The organism is Mycobacterium sp. E2989 (assembly GCF_001667595.1).
Lineage (GTDB): Bacteria > Actinomycetota > Actinomycetes > Mycobacteriales > Mycobacteriaceae > Mycobacterium.
The window spans coordinates 17,455-37,293 of sequence record NZ_LZJX01000063.1 but is presented as its reverse complement, the minus strand read 5'-3'; the positions used below and the strand labels follow the sequence as shown (position 1 = coordinate 37,293).

19 protein-coding genes and 1 pseudogene are annotated in these 19,839 nt (G+C 66.9%); 5 read left to right on the top strand and 15 right to left on the bottom strand.

Annotated features, from left to right (window positions below; genetic code table 11):
• Position 1: 1 nt before the first annotated feature.
• The 5 genes and pseudogenes from A5680_RS12270 to A5680_RS12250 form a co-directional block, all read right to left on the bottom strand.
• A pseudogene (locus A5680_RS12270) lies at positions 2-280 on the bottom strand (2Fe-2S iron-sulfur cluster-binding protein); the annotation flags it as partial.
• A 106-nt stretch (positions 281-386) separates the two neighbouring features.
• Complete coding sequence (locus tag A5680_RS12265) at positions 387-839, bottom strand: MarR family winged helix-turn-helix transcriptional regulator (RefSeq protein WP_055402481.1); 453 nt, start codon at positions 837-839, stop codon at positions 387-389.
• Positions 823-2,085: an amidohydrolase family protein gene (locus A5680_RS12260; protein ID WP_055402479.1), complete on the bottom strand. Its 1,263-nt coding sequence runs from the start codon at positions 2,083-2,085 to the stop codon at positions 823-825. Before A5680_RS12260 ends, A5680_RS12265 begins: the two co-directional genes overlap by 17 nt.
• Positions 2,082-2,420 carry a hypothetical protein gene (locus tag A5680_RS12255; protein ID WP_197281196.1) on the bottom strand — a complete coding sequence of 113 codons (339 nt, stop codon included), beginning with the start codon at positions 2,418-2,420 and terminating at the stop codon, positions 2,082-2,084. The genes A5680_RS12260 and A5680_RS12255 overlap by 4 nt, the downstream gene beginning before the upstream one ends.
• On the bottom strand, positions 2,417-3,685 hold the full coding sequence (locus A5680_RS12250; RefSeq protein ID WP_055402476.1) for an aromatic ring-hydroxylating dioxygenase subunit alpha: 1,269 nt from the start codon (positions 3,683-3,685) through the stop codon (positions 2,417-2,419). The genes A5680_RS12255 and A5680_RS12250 overlap by 4 nt, the downstream gene beginning before the upstream one ends.
• Positions 3,686-3,811: 126 nt before the next feature.
• Here A5680_RS12250 and A5680_RS12245 point away from each other — a divergent pair, with 126 nt between their 5' ends.
• A complete protein-coding gene (locus tag A5680_RS12245) occupies positions 3,812-5,251 on the top strand; it encodes an aldehyde dehydrogenase (protein WP_082459818.1) in 1,440 nt (479 codons plus the stop codon).
• Positions 5,252-5,326: 75 nt separating this feature from the next.
• Here A5680_RS12245 and A5680_RS12240 read toward each other — a convergent pair whose 3' ends face one another.
• Positions 5,327-6,187, bottom strand: a complete 861-nt coding sequence (locus A5680_RS12240; RefSeq protein WP_067819621.1) for an SDR family oxidoreductase — start codon at positions 6,185-6,187, stop codon at positions 5,327-5,329.
• Positions 6,188-6,381: 194 nt separating this feature from the next.
• Between A5680_RS12240 and A5680_RS12235 the strand changes: the two genes are divergently transcribed.
• From A5680_RS12235 to A5680_RS12225, 3 genes are all read left to right on the top strand, one after another.
• On the top strand, positions 6,382-7,407 hold the full coding sequence (locus tag A5680_RS12235) for a hotdog fold thioesterase (protein ID WP_067819619.1): 1,026 nt from the start codon (positions 6,382-6,384) through the stop codon (positions 7,405-7,407).
• Positions 7,408-7,488: 81 nt separating this feature from the next.
• Complete coding sequence (locus A5680_RS12230; protein WP_055402470.1) at positions 7,489-8,694, top strand: amidohydrolase family protein; 1,206 nt, start codon at positions 7,489-7,491, stop codon at positions 8,692-8,694.
• Positions 8,695-8,790: 96 nt separating this feature from the next.
• A complete protein-coding gene (locus A5680_RS12225; RefSeq protein WP_082970348.1) occupies positions 8,791-9,168 on the top strand; it encodes a hypothetical protein in 378 nt (125 codons plus the stop codon).
• Here A5680_RS12225 and A5680_RS12220 read toward each other — a convergent pair.
• The 3 genes from A5680_RS12220 to A5680_RS12210 are packed head-to-tail and all read right to left on the bottom strand — an operon-like array spanning position 9,131 to position 11,439.
• The gene (locus tag A5680_RS12220; protein ID WP_067819613.1) at positions 9,131-9,430 is read right to left on the bottom strand and encodes a hypothetical protein; all 300 of its coding nucleotides are present in this window, start codon (positions 9,428-9,430) and stop codon (positions 9,131-9,133) included. The two genes, A5680_RS12225 and A5680_RS12220, sit on opposite strands and share 38 nt — an antisense overlap.
• 1 nt (position 9,431) lies before the next feature.
• Positions 9,432-10,925 carry a molybdopterin-dependent oxidoreductase gene (locus tag A5680_RS12215; protein WP_067819610.1) on the bottom strand — a complete coding sequence of 498 codons (1,494 nt, stop codon included), beginning with the start codon at positions 10,923-10,925 and terminating at the stop codon, positions 9,432-9,434.
• Positions 10,926-10,938: 13 nt separating this feature from the next.
• On the bottom strand, positions 10,939-11,439 hold the full coding sequence (locus A5680_RS12210) for an oxidoreductase (protein WP_067819607.1): 501 nt from the start codon (positions 11,437-11,439) through the stop codon (positions 10,939-10,941).
• Between the two features lie 217 nt (positions 11,440-11,656).
• Between A5680_RS12210 and A5680_RS12205 the strand changes: the two genes are divergently transcribed.
• Positions 11,657-13,624, top strand: coding sequence for a SpoIIE family protein phosphatase (locus tag A5680_RS12205; protein ID WP_067819604.1), 1,968 nt, complete (start codon positions 11,657-11,659; stop codon positions 13,622-13,624).
• Here the strand turns inward: A5680_RS12205 and A5680_RS12200 are convergent.
• The 6 genes from A5680_RS12200 to A5680_RS12175 form a co-directional block, all read right to left on the bottom strand.
• A complete protein-coding gene (locus A5680_RS12200; RefSeq protein ID WP_067819601.1) occupies positions 13,621-14,865 on the bottom strand; it encodes an acyl-CoA dehydrogenase family protein in 1,245 nt (414 codons plus the stop codon). The genes A5680_RS12205 and A5680_RS12200 overlap by 4 nt on opposite strands.
• A complete protein-coding gene (locus A5680_RS12195; protein WP_067819599.1) occupies positions 14,862-16,004 on the bottom strand; it encodes an acyl-CoA dehydrogenase family protein in 1,143 nt (380 codons plus the stop codon). The genes A5680_RS12200 and A5680_RS12195 overlap by 4 nt, the downstream gene beginning before the upstream one ends.
• Before the next feature lie 95 nt (positions 16,005-16,099).
• A complete protein-coding gene (locus tag A5680_RS12190; protein WP_067819597.1) occupies positions 16,100-17,071 on the bottom strand; it encodes an alpha/beta hydrolase in 972 nt (323 codons plus the stop codon).
• A 136-nt stretch (positions 17,072-17,207) separates the two neighbouring features.
• On the bottom strand, positions 17,208-18,356 hold the full coding sequence (locus A5680_RS12185) for an amidohydrolase family protein (protein ID WP_067819594.1): 1,149 nt from the start codon (positions 18,354-18,356) through the stop codon (positions 17,208-17,210).
• A complete protein-coding gene (locus A5680_RS12180; protein WP_067819591.1) occupies positions 18,353-19,393 on the bottom strand; it encodes an amidohydrolase family protein in 1,041 nt (346 codons plus the stop codon). Before A5680_RS12180 ends, A5680_RS12185 begins: the two co-directional genes overlap by 4 nt.
• Complete coding sequence (locus A5680_RS12175; protein ID WP_055402515.1) at positions 19,390-19,749, bottom strand: Rieske (2Fe-2S) protein; 360 nt, start codon at positions 19,747-19,749, stop codon at positions 19,390-19,392. Before A5680_RS12175 ends, A5680_RS12180 begins: the two co-directional genes overlap by 4 nt.
• Positions 19,750-19,839: the final 90 nt, after the last annotated feature.

Here is a 19,839-nt window from a genome sequence, read left to right as displayed (position 1 = left end):
TTCACTCGTACACCACGTGCACCGTGCGACTGGTCGGCAACGCCTGGCAGGTCAGGACCCAACCCTCGTCGACCTCGTCGTCGTCGAGCGCGTCGTTGTTGAGCATCCGGGCGCTCCCCTGGACCAGGCGCGCCATGCAGGTTGCGCAGGAACCGGTTTCGCACGACGACGGTGCGGCCAAACCCGCCATGCGGGCGGTCTGCAGCAAGGTGTCGCCCGCACTGTAGGGCACCGTCGTGGTGCGCCGGTCCAGCTCTATGGTCACTTTCTCGGTCACGACCCCGTCGCTGTCGCGCGACCCCGCCCCGGTGGTCGCAGTGGGCTCTGACATCCCCCCGACAATATCAACTACTTGCGATCATTATCAAGTACTAGATATTCGCTCTTCAGTTGTCGACGTGATCGTTGAAAAGCTCATGGCCGGTGCCCTTTTCGACCACGCGGCCCAACAGCTCCCGCAGGGTCTGCTGCTCCTGCACGGTGAGGACACCGAAAACCCTCTCGTGAGCGGCGATGGCATCGTTGACGACCGTCCCCGCGACGTTGCGGCCCTCCTGCGTCAGGTAGGCCTGCAGGATGCGGCCGTGCTGGGGGTCGCGCTTTCTTTCCACCAGGCCGCGGCGCTCCAGGGCGGTCAGCGCGAGCTGAACGCCCTGCGGGCTGATCAACAGGCGTCGCGCGAGGTCGGCGCCGGAAAGGCCGGGCTCGTTGGCGAGTTGGCGCAGCACGCCGATCTGGGCGGTGCTGACCCCGTGCACCCGCATCGAATCGTTGATCGTGGTCAGCGAGTAATAGAAGGCCTGCTTGAGCAACCACAAGATGTTATCGGTGAGTTCCATCGCCGCCTCCCTGCTTGAAGATTTCGCCGCCCTTCATGACGAACGACACCTCGAGCGTGGTGTCGATGTCCCGCGAGGGATCGCCGGGCACGGCGATGATGTCGGCGAGGTACCCGGGCGCCAGCCGGCCCAGCTCGTCGTCGGCGTCGATGAGCTCCGCGGCCACCACCGTGGCGGCCCGGATCGCCTGCATCGGCGTCATCCCCCGCCGCACCAGCGCCGCAAGCTCCTTGGCGTTGTGGCCGTGCGGAATCGCCGGCGCGTCGGTTCCGCACGCGATGCGCACCCCCGCGGCAATCGCCTTCGGCAGCATGGCCTTTGCCCGGGGGAACACCTCTTCGGCCTTCTTGCGCAGCTCCGGCGCGATGCGGTCGACGGCCATCGCCTCGGTCAGATAGGTGGTCGAGACCAGGAAGGTGCCGTGATCGACCATCATCTGGATCGTCTCGTCGCTGGCCAGGAATCCGTGTTCGACGCAGTCGATCCCGGCCCGGATGCACGCCCGGATCGCGGCGTCACCGACGGCGTGCGCGGCCACCCGCACCCCGGCCCGGTGGGCTTCGTCGGCGATCGCGGCGAACTCGGCGTCGGAGTATTGCTGGGCGCCGGGGGCCGTGCTGTGCGACATCACGCCGCCGGAGGCGGACACCTTGATCAGCTTCGCGCCGTGCCGAATCTGGTAACGCACACAGGCGATCACGTCCGGGACACCGTTGGCGATGCCCTCGGCCACCGACAGCGGCATGATGCCGGGCGCGAGGCGCTGGAACACCGTCGGATCCAGGTGCCCGCCGTACGGCGTCACGGCGTGGCCGGCGGGATAGATCCGCGGCCCCGCGTGCCAGCCCTGGTCGATGGCGCGCTGCAGCGCCACGTCGAGCAGGTACCCACCGGTCTTGACCATCAGCCCAAGGTTGCGCACGGTGGTGAAGCCCGCGTCCAGCGTGGTGCGCGCATTGACCGCGCCACGCAAGGTGCGGTAGGCCGGGTCGTCCTGGACGCCGTGCATCGGTGACGGCAAACCCTCGGGTCCACCGGGGCCGCCGATCAGCAGGTTGAGTTCCATATCCATCAGCCCCGGCAGCAGCGTCACGTCGCCCAGGTCGATGACGGTGGCCGAATCCGGCACTGGACCTTCGGGATTGACGGCGGCGATGCGCTCGCCCTCCACGACCACCACCGCCGGCGAGCGCACCCGGCCGTCGACCACGTCGGCCCACCGCGCCGCCCGCAAGACGGTGGTCATGGAACGGGCTCGGACACGCAATCCAGGGTGGACGCACCGGAGTCGGGCACCCGCGGCTGCTTCCAGCACTCCACCGGAAACGACACCATGATCATCGAATACAGCAGGTGCATGAGATTGAGCACGTCGTCGGGCAGGTCGTCCAAGGAGAACTTGTCACAGTACGCCAGGGCCTCTTCCGCCCGCGGCGTGATGGCGTCGTAGAAGGCCTTCATCTCCGTCATGGTGCTCGCCAACCTCTTGGCGTAGCGCTCCGGCTCGGAACCCAGACACCAGTCCGTGAACGCCTCCAGGTCGGCGAATTCGCTTGGCAGCATGGGCGACATCGCGCTCACACTCCCGCCGGCAAGGTGCGGCGATACTGGTCGATCCACGCCGCGGTCTCCTTGTGCAGGTGTCGCAGCAGGATCTCCTGGTCGTTGAGCACGAACTCCTCGACCACCCGCGACTCGATCATGCTCTGCGTCGCCTCGAGGGTGTTGGCGTCCTGCAACCCGTATTCCTTGAACGAGACCGCCGCCAGTTCCTGGGCGACGCGCTCACGCGGGGTGCGCGGCTGAGGGAAGTACAGCGTTCCCTCGAAGATGTGCGAATTGTAGGAGGTGGGCCAGTAGTGGTAGGTCAGATACCAGCCCTGGCCCCAGAACAAGATCACGAAGTTGGGGAACAGCTGGAACGAGTCCAGGCCCCACGGATCACATTTCGCGGGGTTCAGCCCGGCGGGCATCGCCCCGAGCTCCGGTTTGTCCCACGGACCGAACAGCCCGCTCTGGCAGATGTCCTCGATCGGCTTGCGCATCTCCGCCGACATCTCCCACGCGCGCACGCCCGACGTGCTGACCAACCGGTGCGGGCCGTCCAACCGGTAATGAGGGGCCTCAAAACCCGCCTCGGCGGCCGCTTTTGAGTACGCCGTGGGTGACTGGTTCGCGTGCAGCACCGGCGCGTGATAGAACTCCTGGAACGCGTCCATGTAGAGCTTCCAGTTAGCCTTGACCTCCGAGCGGTAGTACCAGCGCGAGGTCATCTTGTCGAACGGATAGCCCTCCAGCGCGGTGACCATCGGCCCGAGGAATTCGCGCAACGACTGTTCGGGCTTCGTGGCGAAGTTGACGAAGACGAAGCCCTCCCACACCTCGCAGTGCACCGGCACCAACCCGTAGCGACCCTTGTCGAGATCGAAGAACTCCTCCTCCTGCTGCACGAACGTCAGATTGCCGTCCAGGTCGTACCGCCAGGCGTGGTACTTGCAGGTGAATTGCCGGCACACACCGCTGGTCTCCTCCAGCGGCATGTCGTTCCACACCAGCTTGTTGCCGCGGTGGCGGCACACGTTGTGATACGCCTTGATCTCCCCGGACTTGGTGCGCACCACGATGATCGAGGTGTTGACGGCTTTGAGCTCTTTGGTGAAGTAACTGCCGGTACGCGAAAGTTGTTCAACGCGGCCAACATTGAGCCAGGCGCGCTTGAAGATGGCTTCGCGCTCCAACTCGTGGATCTCCGGGCTGATGGAATCCTCATACGAGACCGGTCCGGTTCCCAGCTCGGGGTAATGCTGCGTCCAGCTGCCCTCCGGCGGCTTGGGGAATCGAGCCATGATCGCTCCTATCCGAATAGCCACGCGGCCACCGGTTTCAGTGATTCGGTGGGACCCCGTCGGGGCCGACGGTATATGCTCGACCGCGTAATCGCAAGTAGTTGATATTGCCGACGGGAGTCCTCGATGGAGCATGGCCTTGGGTTGCGGATCGCCAACGGCGGCCTGGTGCGGGCGCACGCCGACGCATTCGAGGTCATCTCCCCGCACACCGAGCAACCCATCGCCGAAGTGGCCGCCGCCGGGCCGGCCGACGTCGACGCGGCGGTCACCGCCGCCCGCTCGGCGGTCGAGGGGCCCTGGGGCCGGACGGAGCCGGCCGAACGGATCGCGGCAATCCGGCGCCTCACCGAGATCTACGATCAACGGCGCGCCGAGATGGCCGGCGTCATCACCGCCGAGATCGGCGCCCCCATCACCTTTTCCCAGCGCGCGCAGGTCGGCCTGCCCGCGATGATGATGCGAGCGTTCTGCGACCTGGCCGAGCGGCACGCCTGGAAGGAGACCCGCCGGGGCTTCTTCGGCGCCGACGTGCACGTGCACAAGCAACCCGTTGGCGTCGTCGCCGCGATCGTGCCGTGGAACATGCCCCAATTCCTCATCGTCACCAAACTGGTGCCCGCGCTGCTCGCCGGCTGCGCGGTTGTGCTCAAGCCCGCGCCCGAATCACCCTTGAACGCTTTGCTTTTGGCGGAGATGCTGGAAGAACTCGACCTGCCCCCGGGCGTGGTCAGCGTGCTGCCCGGCGACAGCGCGGTGGGTCAGCTCCTGGTGTCCCACCCCGGCGTGGACAAGGTGTCGTTCACGGGGTCGACGGCGGCGGGCCGGGCGGTGGCTGCCGCCTGCGCGACCAACCTCACGAAGGTCAGTCTCGAACTCGGCGGCAAGTCGGCCGCCGTCATCCTCGACGACGCCGCACCCGAGGCGGTCGCGGCCGGCGTGCGGTCGGCCAGCCTGTCGAACAGCGGCCAGATCTGCAACGCCCTGACCCGCGTGCTGGTCCCCGGCCATCGGGAGGACGAGTACGTCGACGCGCTCGCCGCCGAGATGACCGCCCTGCGGGTGGGCGATCCCAACGATGCAGGCACGCAGCTGGGGCCGCTGGTCTCGCGCCGGCAACAGAAACGCGTCCGCGATTACATCCGGGTCGGCCAGGACGAGGGCGCCCGCCTCGTCATCGGGGGGACCGAGATGCCCGACGGGCTGGACCGGGGCTGGTACGTCAAACCCACCCTGTTCGCCTCCGCCGAGAACACGATGCGCATCGCCCGCGAGGAGATCTTCGGGCCGGTGATCACCGTCATCCCGTATCGCGACGAGGACGACGCGGTCGCGATCGCCAACGACTCCGAGTACGGCCTGGCCGGATCGGTGTGGAGCGCCGACACGGACCGCGCCTTGTCGATCGCGGCGCGGGTGCGCAGCGGCACCCTCGGCGTCAACCAGGGCTACACCATGGATCCGTTCGCCCCCTTCGGCGGCGTGAAGGGCAGCGGTTACGGACGAGAACTGGGCCCCGAGGGCATCGACAGCTACCTGGAAACCAAATCCATCGCGGTCTCCTGATCACCCTCAGTCGCAACGGATTTGGGCCGCCCAACGGCGGGCGACGAGAGGGACAGGCGCCGCGGCCAGTCGATGTCAACCCACCGACGGCGCCGACGCCTGCTCCATTGCGCGAACGCGCTTGAGCATTGCTTTTGCGGCACGCATCGACAACGCGGGCGATAGCCGCTCGAGGTACCAAAATGCCTTCCACCACCCGGGCACCACGACGATCGCGTCACCACGCAACACGGCACGAAGCGCGCGCTCGGCAAACTTCTCAGGCGCCAGCGGATGCAACCGCTCCCACATATCGAGGATTTCCTGGTTGCTGATGCCTGCCATCTCGGTCCGTCCGTACTTGCCGCCGGTAAGGATCGGAGTCCGGATCACGCCGGGGCAGAGCACCGAGACACGCACCCCGTGGCGCTCGGCTTCCAGCCGTAACGATTTCGACAACGCGACGACGGCGTGTTTGGTGGCGGTGTAGCTCGCCTGGCCCGCGGTTGTCATGAGACCGGCCATGGAGGCCGTGTTCACGATATGCCCGGAGTGCTGCCGGATCATGATGGGATACACCGCTTGGATACCGTGCACGACACCGCGCAGGTTCACATCGAAAACGTCGTTCCAGTCGTCGAGCGTGTATTTGTCAACCTCACCGGCGACTCCGATGCCCGCATTATTGAACAGGTAGTCGATCCGCCCGGACTGCCGCACCGCCTCGCCGATGGCCCGCTCGAACGATGAGTAGTCGCGCACATCGAGCTCAACCGCGTGCGCTTTAACACCGCCGCCGCTGTTGAGGCGGTGCGCGAACTCCTGCGCAGGGCCGATCTGCCGATCGGCGATCCAAACCTCGGCGCCCCCGCCAACCAACTCGGTGGTCAGCGCCGCACCGATGCCGGACGCGCCACCGGTGACGAATGCAACTTTCCCGGACACGCTTGCTGCCATTCCAGCAGCGTAATCCCTGAATCGTCGCCGGTAGGGCTGATTGTCACGGCAAGGCGGCCGAGACGACGCCCCGCACCGTCGCGCCAGCGCCGAACCAGGTGCCGACCGGAATAGCCGGATTCTCGGATATACCGGTGCCCGCGGTAACCTCATTCTCATAGTGCGCACCGCGCCCAGGAAGGGATGAAACGCTCATGACCCAGCTTGGCGATGATGTGGAAGTCACGCGCGGCGACCGCTTCATCAAGACGGCCGTCGAGATCTTGGGCGAGACGGGACGCACCGACTTCACGGTGCAGGAGGTCGTCGCCCGGTCCAAGACGTCACTGCGCGCCTTCTACCAGCACTTCAGCAGCAAGGACGAATTGCTGCTGGCGCTGTTCGACCGGACCATTGCGCAATCGGTGGACATCTGGCGCACCGAGACCGACGGGCTGGACAGCACGGCGGCGCTGAAGCTGGTGATTGACCGCGTCAGCCAGCAACCGGAATCGAGCACCCAGGACAGCCTCAATCGTGCGCTAACTCTCTACAACCAACACCTGGCCGAGACCCGCCCCCGCGACTACGCCCGGGTGCTCTCGCCGCTGCATCGACTCATCCGCGACATCGTGGGTCAGGGCATTACCGAGGGGGTCTTCAACCCGGGGCTCGACGTCGGCGCGGCGGCCGCGGTCGTCATGCAGACGGTGATGGGCGCACAACGATTGCATTGGCTGGGAACGGAATTGAACGGTTCACCGGTCAGCGCGGGCCAACTCTATGACTTCTGCAGCCGCGCCCTCGGCATCCGGGAAACCGATGACGAATCTGTGCAGCCTTCGCTGGCCGAGCTGTTCGCCCAAATCGGGATGCGCCCAGGCACCCACAACGGCGAGTTCGCTATGACCATGCCCGTCAGTCCCCACGTGACAAACACTTCCGGCGCCTTACAGGGCGGGCTGATCGCCACGCTCGTCGACGTGGCGGGGGGACAGTTCGGGCTCGAACACCTGCAGCCGGGAACCACCATGACGACCGCCGACCTGTTCGTCCGCTACCTGCGGCCGATCAAACAGGGTGCCGCCCGCGCGGTGCCGCGGCTGCTGCGAGCCGGCCGCCGGGCGATGGTCATGCAGGTCGACATCTACGGCGACGGCGATGAACTCGCCGCGACCGCGACGGTGAACTTCGCGATCATCAACGGGCCGACACCCACCGGACTCCCAACGGACGCTTAGGCGCACTACACCGCGTCGCGCAATGGTGGTAACGTCATTACCACTTACCGAGAATTCGAAACTTCCGCCAAGGAGATCGCCATGCCGTCCCGCGAACTTTCCTTTCCCGTATTCGACGCGGACAACCACATGTACGAGCCGCAGGAGGCGCTGACCAAGTTCCTGCCCGAGAACCGCAAGCGCGTCATCGACTACGTCGAGGTCCGCGGCCGCACCAAGATCGTGGTCCGCGGCCACATCAGCGAGTACATCCCGAACCCCACGTTCGAGGTGGTGGCGCGCCCCGGGGCGCAGGAGGACTACTTCCGCAACGGCGCGCAGGGCAAGAGCTATCGCGAGATCCTCGGGGAGCCGATGAAGGCCATCCCAGCCTTCCGCGAACCCGGCGCGCGGCTCGAGGTCATGGACGAGCTGGGCATCGACTACGCCCTGATGTTCCCGACGCTGGCCAGCCTGGTCGAGGAGCGCATGAAGGACGACCCGGAGATGACCCACGACGTCATCCACGCGCTGAACCAGTGGATGTACGAGCAGTGGTCGTTCAACTACCAAGACCGCATCTTCGCCACGCCGGTGATCACCCTGCCGATCGTCGAGCGGGCGCTCGAAGAACTCGAATGGGTCCTCGAGCGCGGCGCCCGCACCGTCCTGGTGCGCCCGGCGCCGGTGCCCGGTTACAAGGGCAGCCGGTCGTTCGGCCTCGAAGAGTTCGACCCGTTCTGGCAGGCCTGCATCAAGGCCGAGCTTCCCGTCTCGATGCACGCCTCGGACAGCGGCTATTCCGAATTCGCCAACGTGTGGGAGCCCGGCGACGAGTTCCTGCCGTTCAAGCCGACCCCGTTCCGCAGCCTGGTGATGGGCCACCGGCCGATCATCGACGCGATGGGTGCGCTGGTGTGCCACGGCGCGCTGTCGCGCAACCCGGAGCTGCGGATCCTGTCGATCGAGAACGGTGCCGACTGGGTGCCGGATCTGTTCAAGGGCCTCAAGGGCGTCTACAAAAAGATGCCGCAGGCGTTCAGCGAGGACCCCATCGAGGCCTTCAAGCGCTGCGTCTACATCACCCCGTTCTGGGAGGACCGGTTCGCCGAGATCGTCAAGATGGTCGGCACCGACCGGGTCCTCTTCGGATCCGACTGGCCGCATCCCGAAGGCCTCAAGGACCCGATCTCCTTCGTCGACGAGCTCACCGACTTCGAGCAGGAAGACGTCGCGAAGATCATGGGCGGCAACCTGATGAAGCTGATGAAGGTCTCTGCGGATTCGAAGAAACCCGTCTCGGCCTGATCGGTCGTCGGTGCCGGACGGCCCGGCGCAGGGATACGACTGCACTACCCAACCGACTCGGCGTGTAGACCGCCGTCGCGGGGTATACGCCCCGGTGTGGACACGGCATCGGAAGGCCGGCCGTCGGTGGCCATCGACGCCGACGTCGAGTACCTCGCGGAGCAAATCGAGGCCCTCGAGGCGTTGGGCCGAAAGGATTCGGTCGACGACGGCGAGGTCTATGACCTAAGCGTCCGCTGGGGCGCGGCGCTGGCGGGCCGGCTCCCCCGGCTCGTGCACTACGGCTCGCTCGGTCTGCTCGACGACGCGGACCAGCAGCGCTTCTCCTCGCTGTGCGCCGATCTGCGCAGGGTTTCCGATCTCGCCGAGAGCTTGGGGCTGCCGCGTCCGGCGCTGTCCGCCGGAGAGGCCGCGATGGCTGATCGACCCCGCGGATTCAGGATGCCGTGGCGTTCCCCGAAGCGTCGTAGCTGAGGAAGTCGTTCCGCGGCAACACGATCCCGGTGCGCGGCTTCGGGCATTCCGGATTGCGGCAAGTCAAGGCCACCATGTACGCGTCATTGTCCTCGTTGAGGAATAGGAACCCGAGGTACAGGGCGTGGCCGACGTCGAAGTCGGTCCCGCCGCACCGCTCGCAGTGGCCGCCCTTGGCGGCGATGTTTTCCAGCACCCGGTGCCGCGCAGCGGAATTCAGGTCGATGAGCTCGGGGCGCACGGCCGGGTCGTGCTCGGTCATGTCAAATCTCCACGTCCTTGTCGTAGTGGACATGGTCCTCACGCCAGCCGCCCAGGCCGTGGCCGATGCCGGAATAGTCGTCGATGAACTCGATCCCGTTGATCCACTTGACCATCTTGAAGCCGACCTGGGTCTCCACCCGCAACCGCAGCGGCGCACCATGTTTGATGGGCAGCGGCCGGCCGTTCATCTCGTACGCCAGCAGCGTCTGCGGCTTGTAGGCGAGTTCGAGGTCCATCACCTCGTAGAACTGGCCCCCCGGCGTCTCTGCCGCGGGTTCGTCACGGCCGGTGTCCTGCATGCTGAGGAAACAGATGTACTTGGCTTGCGGCAACGGCCGCACGACGTCGGCCAGTTGGGCGAGCAGTATCCCGCTCCATTCGCCGATGCTGGTCCAGCCCTGCACGCAGTTGTGCATCGTACGTTGCGTGTGCCGTTCGGCGAGCGCGCGCAGCGCGGCCAGGTCCAGTGTCACCGGGTTTTCGACGAGTCCGCCGACGGGTAGCCGCCAGTCGACGAAGTTATGGACCGCCATCACCTTGTATTCGGTGCTGGCGGGCGGCTTTCCGTTCACCCGGTGATCTTCGGTCAACTTGCGGACCGGATAGTCCTGCCGGGAGTTCAGCGGGCGCAGCAGGAGCAGCCGGACGCGGGTGACGACGGCGCCGAGCAGGCGATGGACTTGAACCGGGCGCCGAAGGCTCCACTTGGTAGCCGCGATGTGGATGGCGACGATCGCTCCAATGATCACGAAAGACAGCGCCGTCGCCCAATTGATGTTGCGAACCGAGCCGAAGATCATCGACGCCGTCAGTTGACCCCAGCCCCAGAAGAAGATCATCGACAGATGAATCACGATGAAGACGACGAAGGCCAGCAACCCCAGGAAATGCAGGCTTCGGGCCCATTGCCGACCGCCCCACATCCGCACGTACCACGGGAAGCGCGCCTCGATCGCCGGGGATTGCGCGGCGCCCGTCAAGATCTGGAATGGCGCGAGGACGAAGACGACGCCGGCGTAGGTCAGTTTCTGAATGGCGTCCAGGGGCTCACCGGGCAGCAGTGGCGGCAGGTTGAACGAGAGGTACGTGACGATGTCATTGGCGGCCTCGGGAAAAATCGACCACGAATACGGCCAGTAACGGTGCCACTGCCCGGTCGCGAAAAGCAGTACGTAATACGACAACCCGAGCAGAATCCAGCAGATCACCGTGAAGAAGTGCCAGTGGCGGCCCATCCCCAATTTCTTGTGACCGGGCAGCGCGACCAGGGAGCTGTATGACTCTTCCTCGTCGAGGGTGTCGTACAGCCGGTCGCGCGGCATGACCTTGCGGGTGAAGCGCGCCCACTCGCTGCCGGGTTTGCTGTCGTCGTGCCAGTACAACTTGGGGTGGGTGGCGAGGATCTCGATGCCGCTGCGGATGATCAGCGTGACGAACAGGACGTTGAGCCAATGGTCCACTCGCAGCCACGCCGGGTAGTCGAGCGTCGTCATGCCTGGGCTCTCCTCAGTCGTACCACTGTTGGCGTTGCGGGTAGGCCACGTTGATGCCGGACAGCACCGTCGTGTGCACCGCGATGAAGCCGGCGGCGCACGCAAGCGCCAACGTCCCCGGCGCCAGGTCCCAGCGGCCCGTCAACGCCTCCAGCCCCGGCAGGCGGAACCACCGGCTGACCAGGTAGATGGCGAGGAAGGCAAGGCAGGTCAGGCTGCCGAGGTACCAGCCCGCCTGCGGCACATGCGGTTTGAGGGCGAACGCCATCGCGGCGGCGGCCGTCAGGCAACAGATCGCCAGCAGCGCCGCGTAGACGGCGAAGTACCCGGGCGTCCCGGGTTCCGTGGCGAAGACGTAGGCGTGCACCGCCAGCAGGCCCACCAGCAGTGAAGCGCCCAACGCGGTCACGGTTCGCGGCAGGTTGAAGGCGACCCAGCCATCCATGGTGAGCACCGGTGAGGACCAGATGCTTCGCCACAGCGAGATCAACCGCCCTGGGACGACATTGACCATGGCCGCGTGATACCCGCGCTGAGTAATTACAAACGGTCCTGGCTTAATTGCCGCGCCCGGGCTGACCTCGGTGTAGCCGCACGCCACGCGAGGAAAATTGATGCGCCGAGCACGAGTCCGCCGTTGATACGCTTGATGCCTGTGCCTGGCGAGTGCTCAGCGTTTTGACCAGCTTGCGGGACTCGGTCCGAGGAAGGGTCCGTAGGAGGGACGGTCAATGGCCGCCGAGAGGAACTGGGACAAGACCGTGGGTGCGGCCGACGACGTCCGCCGCATCTTCGAGAACGTCCCCGCGCTGTTGGTTGGCCTCGACGGGCCCGACCACCGATTCGTCGCGGTCAACGCCGCCTACCGGGCCCTGAGTCCCCCGGTCGACAGCATCGGGCTCCTGGTGCGCGAGGTCTATCCTGAGCTGGAGAGTCAGCAAATCCTGCAGATGTTCGACCGGGTGTATCAAACAGGCGAACCCCAATCGGGAACCGAGTGGCGGGTGCAGGCCGACTTCGAGGGCTCGGGGACCGCACAGGAACACTTCTTCGACTTCATCGTCACCGCGCGCCGCGCCGACGACGGCTCGATCGAGGGGGTGCAACTCGCCTTCGTCGACGTCACCGACCGGGTGCGGGCGCGGCTGGCCGCCGAGTCCCGCATGGAGGAGTTGTCCGAGCGGTACCGCAATGTCCGTGATTCGGCGACCGTCATGCAGCAGGCGTTGCTGGCGCCGTCCGTGCCCGTGGTTCCCGGCGCCGACGTCGCGGCCGAGTACCTGGTCGCCGCGCAGGACACCGCCGCCGGTGGCGACTGGTTCGACGCGATACCCCTCGGGGATCGACTGGTTCTCGTCGTCGGCGACGTCGTAGGCCACGGCGTCGAAGCCGCCGCGGTGATGTCGCAATTGCGCACCGCGCTGCGGATGCAGATCTTGGCCGGCTATCCGATCGCCGAGGCGCTGGCGGCGGTCGACCGCTTCCACGAACATGTTCCGGGCTCGAGGTCCGCCACGATGTGCGTGGGATCGCTCGACTTCACCACGGGCGAGTTCCAATACTGCACCGCCGGGCACCCACCGCCGCTGCTCGTTGCGGCGGACGCCGAATCGCGCTATCTCGAGCCGTCCGGTGCCGGCCCGCTGGGCAGCGGCACAGGTTTTCCGGTGCGCACGGAAATCCTGGGCGTCGATGACGCCGTCATGCTCTACACCGACGGCTTGATCGAACGCCCGGGCCGGCCGCTGATGGCCAGCACCGCCGAATTCGCCGAATTGGCGGGCAACATCGCGGGCGGCCAGGGCGGTTTCGTGATCGACTCCTCGCGGCGGCGCATCGACCGAATCTGTTCGGAGACTTTGGAATTGCTGCTGCGCCCGACCGGCTACAACGACGACATCACACTGCTTGCCGCGCAACGGCGGACGCCGCCGCCACCGCTGCAGATGACGGTGGACGCGACGATTCAGGCCGCCCGCGCGGTCCGCGGCCGCCTGCGTCAATGGCTCTCCGACATCGGCGCCTCCCCCGACGACATTTCCGACATCGTGCACGCGGTCTCGGAATTCGTCGAGAACGCGGTCGAACACGGTTACGGCGCAGAGGTTTCTGACGGGATCGTCCTCGATGCATCGCTGTCCGGCGACGGCAACCTGTATGCGTCGGTCATCGACCACGGGCAGTGGAAGGATCACCGTGAAGGCGAGCAGGGCCGCGGACGCGGCCTTGCCATGGCCGAAGCCCTGGTGTCCAGCGCGCACGTCAGCCATGGGCCAGGCGGGACGACCGCCAGCTTGACGCACCGCCTGTCGCGGCCGGCCAATTTCGTCACCGACACGCTGGTCAGTCACGCGGATCGCCGGCGGTCGATCAACTCCGAATTTGCCTGCGTGGTCACCGAACCCGGCCGCATCGTCGTCAGCGGCGACGTCGATTCCGGCACGGCCTCCACCCTGGATCGAAAGATCGCGGTCGAAAGCCGCTCCGGCGTCGCGCCGTTGACGATCGATCTCAGCGGCGTGACCCAACTCGGCTCGGCCGGGGTCAGCGCGCTGGCCGCCGCCCGCGACCGGGCACAACGACAGGGCAGCGAGTACGTGCTGGTGGCCCCGCCGGGGACCCCGGCGCATCATGTGCTGTCGCTGGTCCAGATCCCGGTCGCCGGCGGGCTCGCCGAGAACCTCGTCGCGGAGGGCTAGGGGCGGCCCGGCCGCGGGCCGTGCTTCACCTGTTTGAACGGCACGCCGCGGTCGGCCGCGAATTCCCGGGGGAAGCCCAGCACCCGCTCACCGATGACGTTGCGCGCCATCTCCGTGGTCCCGCCACCCATCGCGACGGTCTGGCGGGACAGGTAGCGCAGCCCGGTTTCCAGGCCGTCGCCGGGTTCCCCGACAACGCCGGCGCTACCGGCGATCGCCATGGCGGTGTCAACATTCACGAACACGGTCTCGGCGTGGAACAGCCGGATGAGCGTGCCGCCGGCCGGCGGTAGCGCGCCGTCTCGGACGCTGCGGTACACGTGGCCGATCAACTGCTCGGCCACCGCGCGCTGCACCAATGCGCGGCCGGCCAACTGCTCCACGCGTTCGTTACCGGCCTGGCCCGTCTTCTCGATAAGGCTCACGTAGTCAACGGGAATCGTGTTGCCGCCCTCGCTGCCGCTGCCGCTGGCGAACTCGGATCCCTGCCCCACCGCCCGGCGCTCGTGATACAGCTGCCGTGACGCCACCGCCCAGCCGCCGTCGACCTCCCCGACGACGGCGTCGTCGCCGACGTCCACCCCGTCGAGGAACTCCTCGCAGAACTCGGTGGAACCGCTCAGCATCGTGATGCGGCGCAACGTGATTCCCGGGTGGGCGATCGGAACCAGGAACATCGTCAAGCCCTCGTGCTTGGGCACGTCCCAATTGGTGCGGGCCAGGCACAGCGCGTAGTCGGCGGCGAACGCGCTGGTGCTCCAGGTCTTGGCCCCGTTGAGTATCCAGCGGTCGCCCTGACGTTCGGCTCGGGTGAGGACGCCGGCCAGGTCGGAACCACCGCTGGGCTCAGACAACAACTGCACCAGCACCTCGTCACCGCGCAGCGCCGCGGCGATGTGGCGCTTCTTTTGCTCCTCGCTGCCGGTGTCGAGCAGGGTGGCGCAGCAGATGGTGAAAGTGGGGGTGTTGAGGATCAGCGGCATCTCGTAGGTCAGCGATTCCGCGTCGAAGGCCTTCTGATACTCGTAGTCCAGCCCGAGCCCGCCGTACTCGCGGAGGAAGCAGATGCCGGCGAATCCGCCTTCGTACAACCGCTTTTGGAGTTCTCGGGCCCGCAGCCAGGATCGTTCGTCGTCACGCGGGGCCGGCGGGGGCGACTCGGGGTCGACGGGCGGCATGTTGTCGGCCAGCCAGGCCCTGGCCCGGGCCGCGAACTCGGCAACGGATTCGGTCGGGGTCATCGGTTCTCCCGACCCGCCTTCTCGTGTTCGTACACGCGCAGGTTGTGCTCCTCCGGCGTCCCGAACATGGAGCGGTACAACGTAACCCGGCGCAGGTAGAGGTGCAGGTCGTGTTCCCAGGTGACGCCGATGCCCCCGTGCATCTGCACGCAGGCCTGCACGATCTGGCCGGCCATCTCGCCCACGTAGGACTTGGCGATGCTGGCCGACAGGCCGGCACCGGGCGCGTGGGCGGCGACGTCGGCGACCGCCGCGGCCGTGGTGGCGCGGCATGCCTCCAGCCACAGCTTCATGTCGGCGAACTTGTGCTTGAGGGCCTGATAGGACGCCAGCGGCCGCCCGAACGTGTGGCGGTCCAGGGCCCACTGGACGGTCAGGTCGAACACCGTCTGCAGAACGCCGACCACCTCGGCACACTGCAGGATCTGGGCGATTTGGCTCTGGCGCTCGATCAGCGCGGGGGTCTCGGCGGCCGTGCCGACGGCCGCCGATCGCTGCACCACCGCACCGTCGAAACGGACCCGGGCGTACTGCTTGACCAAATCGACCGACTGCTGCGGCTCGATCGTTACGCCCGCCGCATCCGTGGGAACCAGGAACTGGCGGAGCTCGTCGCCGCAGCGCGCCACCACGAGTAGCACCGCGCTCTGCGCGCCCGCCTCGACCCGGTCCTTGGTGCCGTCGATCCGGTAGCCCGAATCGGTCGGGGTGGCCGTCACCGACGGATTCAGCGGCGCCCAGCCCTGGCCCGGCTCCGAGACCGCCCACGACGCCACCGCTTCACCGGACATCAGCGCCTCGACGGTGGCCGCGTGCGGCTCGCGGTCTGAGCATTCGACGAGCGCGGACAGCACCACGCTGACGGGATACAACGGCCCGGGGGCCACCGTCTTGCCGAGCTGCTCGGCGACCATGGCCAGGTCCACCACGCCGCTGTCGGAGACGCTGCCGCCGCCCAACTCCTCGGGCACCAACAGGCCCGTCCAACCGAGCTCCGCGGCGCGCCGCCACCAGGCCGGGTCGAACGACACCCCGGCGGCGTGCAACTCCCGCACCCGGCGCAGCGGCGCTTCCTTCTCCAGAAAGGCTTGGGTCGTGGAGGTGAACAGCGTCTTTTCGGGAGAGTCGACTGTGGTCATGCTGCCTCTCGGGGAGAGTTCACCGGCGTTTTCGATGGTAGCAACGGGCACTACGGTAAGAGATACCGGAGTTGCGTCGATAGCGAAGCTCGCCGCTACATGGCGAACACGCGGCGCAGCGAACGCGCGTGCAGGGCCCGGTTCTCCTGAGAAACAACCCAATCCGGGACCACCGAGTCGAACCCGTTGAATGCCGCTGCGATGACGTGCAATTCGGTGTGCACATACGCGTGCAACAGTCTGTTCGCGTAGTCGATGGCTTCGTCGCGGCACGGGTCGATCTCCGCGCAGCTGATGAAGGTGGGCGGCAGGCCCTCGAGGTTCGCCCGGTGCGCGGGAACGTGTTGACCGCTGGCGCTGGCGTGCCCGAGGTAATGACCCCACGCCCGGCTCACCGCCGGCCCGTTGAGGCCCGGTGTGCGCTGGAACTCGCGCCGCGATTGGGTGGCATCGGAGTCGAGCATCGGCTGATGCAGGATCTGCACCAGGATCTGCGGGCCCTCGTCGTCGAACATGCGCTGACTCACGCCCGCGACCAGCGCCGCACCCGCGTCGCGGCCCATCACCGCGATCCGGTTCACGTCCACGTTCAGCTCGGCGCAATTGCGGATGGCGTAGTAAAAGCCGGCCTCGACGTCGTCCAGGGCCGCCGGGCACGGGTGCTCCGGCGCGAGCCGGTAGTCGACCGAGATCAGCAGGCAACCCGCTTCCCTGGCCAGCTCCACGCAGCGCGCGTGGTCGGTGTCCAGATTCCCGGTCACAAAGCCACCGCCGTGCGCGTACAAGACCAGGGGCGAACCCGACGCGGCCCCATCAACGTCGGGACCCCGGTAGATGCGCAGACTCAGCTGGTGTCCACCCGGTCCGGTGATGGTGCGCGTTTCGACCGAGACGCCGGCGGTGTCGACCTCCGCGGCGCGCTCGGCGGCGAGCCGGTTGGCGTGTTCCCGTTCGGCGGGCAGGGTCTCGGCGCGGAATTCGGCGACGCCCAGTGCGGCGGCGGCCTCCCGGAGCACCGGGTCGATGCGGGTAAGGCCCTGCGGCCGCGTCAGATTCGTTTGTGTCATACCCTCTCATCTTCCGGGCTGGTCATGCGTGCTCGGCCGGTCGCGGCGCGGGCCGCGCACGAGACCCTCTTCAAGGTAGACCTGCGATTGCGCGCCGCAAATGACGCGGTGCTCGTTGCCGGGGTGGTAACCAAGCTCAGCGTTCTCCGGGGAGCGCCTTGACCGTCGGCGGAAGCCCGTAGAGAGCGGTCGCGTTGCCCCGCATGATCCGCTCGCGCTGGTCGGCCGGGAATCGGTTGATCGCGTAGTCCGGCGAGTCGTAGCTCCAATGCGGGTAGTCCGTCGAGAACATCAGGTTGTCGCCCAGGTCCATCATTTCCAGGTATTGCCGAAACTGCACGGTGTCCGTGTCTTCCAGCGGCTGGGTGGTGAACCGGACGTGTTCGCGCACGTACTCCGACGGGCGGCGCCGCACGTTCGGCAGGTCGCCGCGGCGGGCCTCCCAAATCCGGTCCATCCTCGACATCACCGGCATCGCCCACGTGAAGCCGCCCTCGACGAACACGATCCGCAGGTCGGGGTGGCGGTCGAATGCGCCGTCGAACACCAGGCTCATCAGGTGCGAGACGTAAAGCAGCGGCCAGGCGGCGAAGAAGTCGTGCCAGTGCGCCGGGTTGCCGACCGGGTACAGCGGGATCAGCTCGAACGGCGTCTGCCCCATCAGGTGCGTGGCCACCGGGAAACCGTTGCGCGACGCGGCTTCATAGAGCGGGTCGAAATGCGGGTTGCCAAAAGGGATTCCGCGGGTCTGCGGCGTCATCAGGACCTGCGCCATGTACGGATGCCCCGCCCAGCGCTCGACCTCGCGCGCCGCCTGCTCGGGCGTCTGCGCGCTGACGCTGATCGATCCGCGCCAGCGGCCGTGCGCGTTGTTGGTGTCGAGCCACACGTCGGCAAGCCAATCGTTGTAGGCCGACTTCAGCGCGTGTTCGGCTTGGGGCAGTTGGGCGTCACACATCGGCTCGAGCGTCGCGATGCTGACGCCGGCGTCGATCAGCAACTGCTTGGCGGCGAAGTCCGGGTCGCTGCCCGCGACCCCGCCGTTGGGCGGCCACGCGTCCATACGCAGCGACGACGTCTTGTACGAATCCGGTGTGTCGTAGAAATGCGGCACCGGGGTGACCGCGTTGCCGGTCGGCCAGATCTTGTCCACCCATTCGGGCGCCGCGTACGACTTGAGCACGTCGGTCGAGACGGGCAAGGGGTGCACGTCGGTGTCGACGATGCTGACCGCTATCTCGTCGTGTTGGCCCGTCGGTGAATCGACTCGTTCGATCGTGGTCATCGGACACGCTCCTTCAGTCCGTACAGCTCACTGGCGTTTCGCCACAACACCTTGTCGCGCTGGGTGGCGTCGAGGCCCTCGGCGGCGCCCTCCGGGGTTGAGGTGGACCAATGGGGATACGCCGACCCGTACATCACCAGGTCGGTCTTGTCGGTGAAGTCCATCCAGCGCCGCACGTCGGCGGCATCCGTCGGCCCGTCGAACGCCGAGGAGCAGAACCTGACGTGGTCGGGCAGGTATTCGCTCGGGTAGCGGTCGACCCAGGGCGTCTGATCGCGCATCGATACCCAGAAGGTGTCCAGCCGCCAGATGAACGGGGTGAGGATGTCGTATCCGCCGTCGGCGAAGACGAATTTGAGGCCGGGGTGCCTGCCGAACATGCCCTCGATGATCAGGGTGGCCAGGTGCACGAAGTAATTCAGCGGCATGAACGCCGCGTATCCCGGATAGGTGTGGGCGTGCCCGGCAAAGGTGGGCGGGTAGTCGACGCCGTTGCCGCCGTTGATGTGCACCGCCACCGGCAGCCCGTGCGCGGCGGCGGCCTCCCAGATCGGCTCGAACATCGGTTTGCCATACGGCTCCCGTGACTGCATCGGGACGCCGACCTGCACCAGCTTCGGGTGGGCGGCCAGCCGCTCGATCTCCGCGACGGCGCCCCTGGGGTCTTCCGGATTGACGCGGATGGTGCCCCGGAACCGATCGGCGGCGTCGGGCTCGAGCCAGCGGTCGAGCAGCCAGTCGTTGACGGCCGCGCAGATCCGGCTGTTGAGCAGGTAGTCGGCGATGTTCCCGCGGGTCAGCGGGTTGAGGATGGCGTAGTCGACACCGGCGTCGTCGAAGAGGTGCCGGCCGACGGTCTCGGGGTCCGATCCCGGGTAGTGCTCGCCGTAGAGGTCCTGCCGATAGTCGCCGCCCGGCGCGGAGTACCACTGTTGTTCGACGTCGGGGATCGCCCGCAGCTGGTGCGCGGCGGGCAGATAACGCCGGATCTCGGCGTTGGAGCGGAAGTGCGGTTGCACGTTTGCATCAATGATCATGCGGTGAGGTACACCTCCCCGTCGGTGACGTCGACGCGGTAGGTGCGGATGCGCCGCGTCGGATCGGCCAGGTTTTGCCCGGTGGTGATGTCGAATTCCCAGTTGTGCCAAGGGCATCGGACGATCTGCCCGTCGCGGACGCGCCGCAGCCCACCGGGTTCGTCCGGGTCGAACTCGTTGGTGCCGCCGAGCAGGCCGAGGCACAGCGGGGCGCCCTCGTGCGAGCAGTAATTCACGATCGCGTAGAACTCGCCGCGCACGTTGTACACGCCGACGCCGAACTTCCCGACGTCGACGAGCTTCATTCCGCCAGGCGGCAGCTCGTCCTGTGCGCACACAAATCGCCGCTCCGGCATTTGCATCACCGCCTCCGACGCCACGCAGCATCAATACTGTGCCCGTTACGGTAACCACGACAAGCCCGTTGGGCTTAGTTGCTATCTATA

Bases quoted from the DNA above. Each gene is read 5' to 3' on its own strand.
- A5680_RS12220 (WP_067819613.1), bottom strand. From the start codon at position 9,430: ATGACCGAGCACGACCCGGCCGTGCGCCCCGAGCTCATCGACCTGAAT.
- A5680_RS12200 (WP_067819601.1), bottom strand. From the start codon at position 14,865: ATGACCCCGACCGAATCCGTTGCCGAGTTCGCGGCCCGGGCCAGGGCC.
- A5680_RS12210 (WP_067819607.1), bottom strand. From the start codon at position 11,439: ATGGTCAATGTCGTCCCAGGGCGGTTGATCTCGCTGTGGCGAAGCATC.
- A5680_RS12250 (WP_055402476.1), bottom strand. From the start codon at position 3,685: ATGGCTCGATTCCCCAAGCCGCCGGAGGGCAGCTGGACGCAGCATTAC.
- A5680_RS12245 (WP_082459818.1), top strand. From the start codon at position 3,812: ATGGAGCATGGCCTTGGGTTGCGGATCGCCAACGGCGGCCTGGTGCGG.
- A5680_RS12205 (WP_067819604.1), top strand. From the start codon at position 11,657: ATGGCCGCCGAGAGGAACTGGGACAAGACCGTGGGTGCGGCCGACGAC.
- A5680_RS12190 (WP_067819597.1), bottom strand. From the start codon at position 17,071: ATGACACAAACGAATCTGACGCGGCCGCAGGGCCTTACCCGCATCGAC.
- A5680_RS12265 (WP_055402481.1), bottom strand. From the start codon at position 839: ATGGAACTCACCGATAACATCTTGTGGTTGCTCAAGCAGGCCTTCTAT.
- A5680_RS12230 (WP_055402470.1), top strand. From the start codon at position 7,489: ATGCCGTCCCGCGAACTTTCCTTTCCCGTATTCGACGCGGACAACCAC.
- A5680_RS12240 (WP_067819621.1), bottom strand. From the start codon at position 6,187: ATGGCAGCAAGCGTGTCCGGGAAAGTTGCATTCGTCACCGGTGGCGCG.
- A5680_RS12185 (WP_067819594.1), bottom strand. From the start codon at position 18,356: ATGACCACGATCGAACGAGTCGATTCACCGACGGGCCAACACGACGAG.
- A5680_RS12195 (WP_067819599.1), bottom strand. From the start codon at position 16,004: ATGACCACAGTCGACTCTCCCGAAAAGACGCTGTTCACCTCCACGACC.
- A5680_RS12175 (WP_055402515.1), bottom strand. From the start codon at position 19,749: ATGCCGGAGCGGCGATTTGTGTGCGCACAGGACGAGCTGCCGCCTGGC.
- A5680_RS12260 (WP_055402479.1), bottom strand. From the start codon at position 2,085: ATGACCACCGTCTTGCGGGCGGCGCGGTGGGCCGACGTGGTCGACGGC.
- A5680_RS12215 (WP_067819610.1), bottom strand. From the start codon at position 10,925: ATGACGACGCTCGACTACCCGGCGTGGCTGCGAGTGGACCATTGGCTC.
- A5680_RS12180 (WP_067819591.1), bottom strand. From the start codon at position 19,393: ATGATCATTGATGCAAACGTGCAACCGCACTTCCGCTCCAACGCCGAG.
- A5680_RS12235 (WP_067819619.1), top strand. From the start codon at position 6,382: ATGACCCAGCTTGGCGATGATGTGGAAGTCACGCGCGGCGACCGCTTC.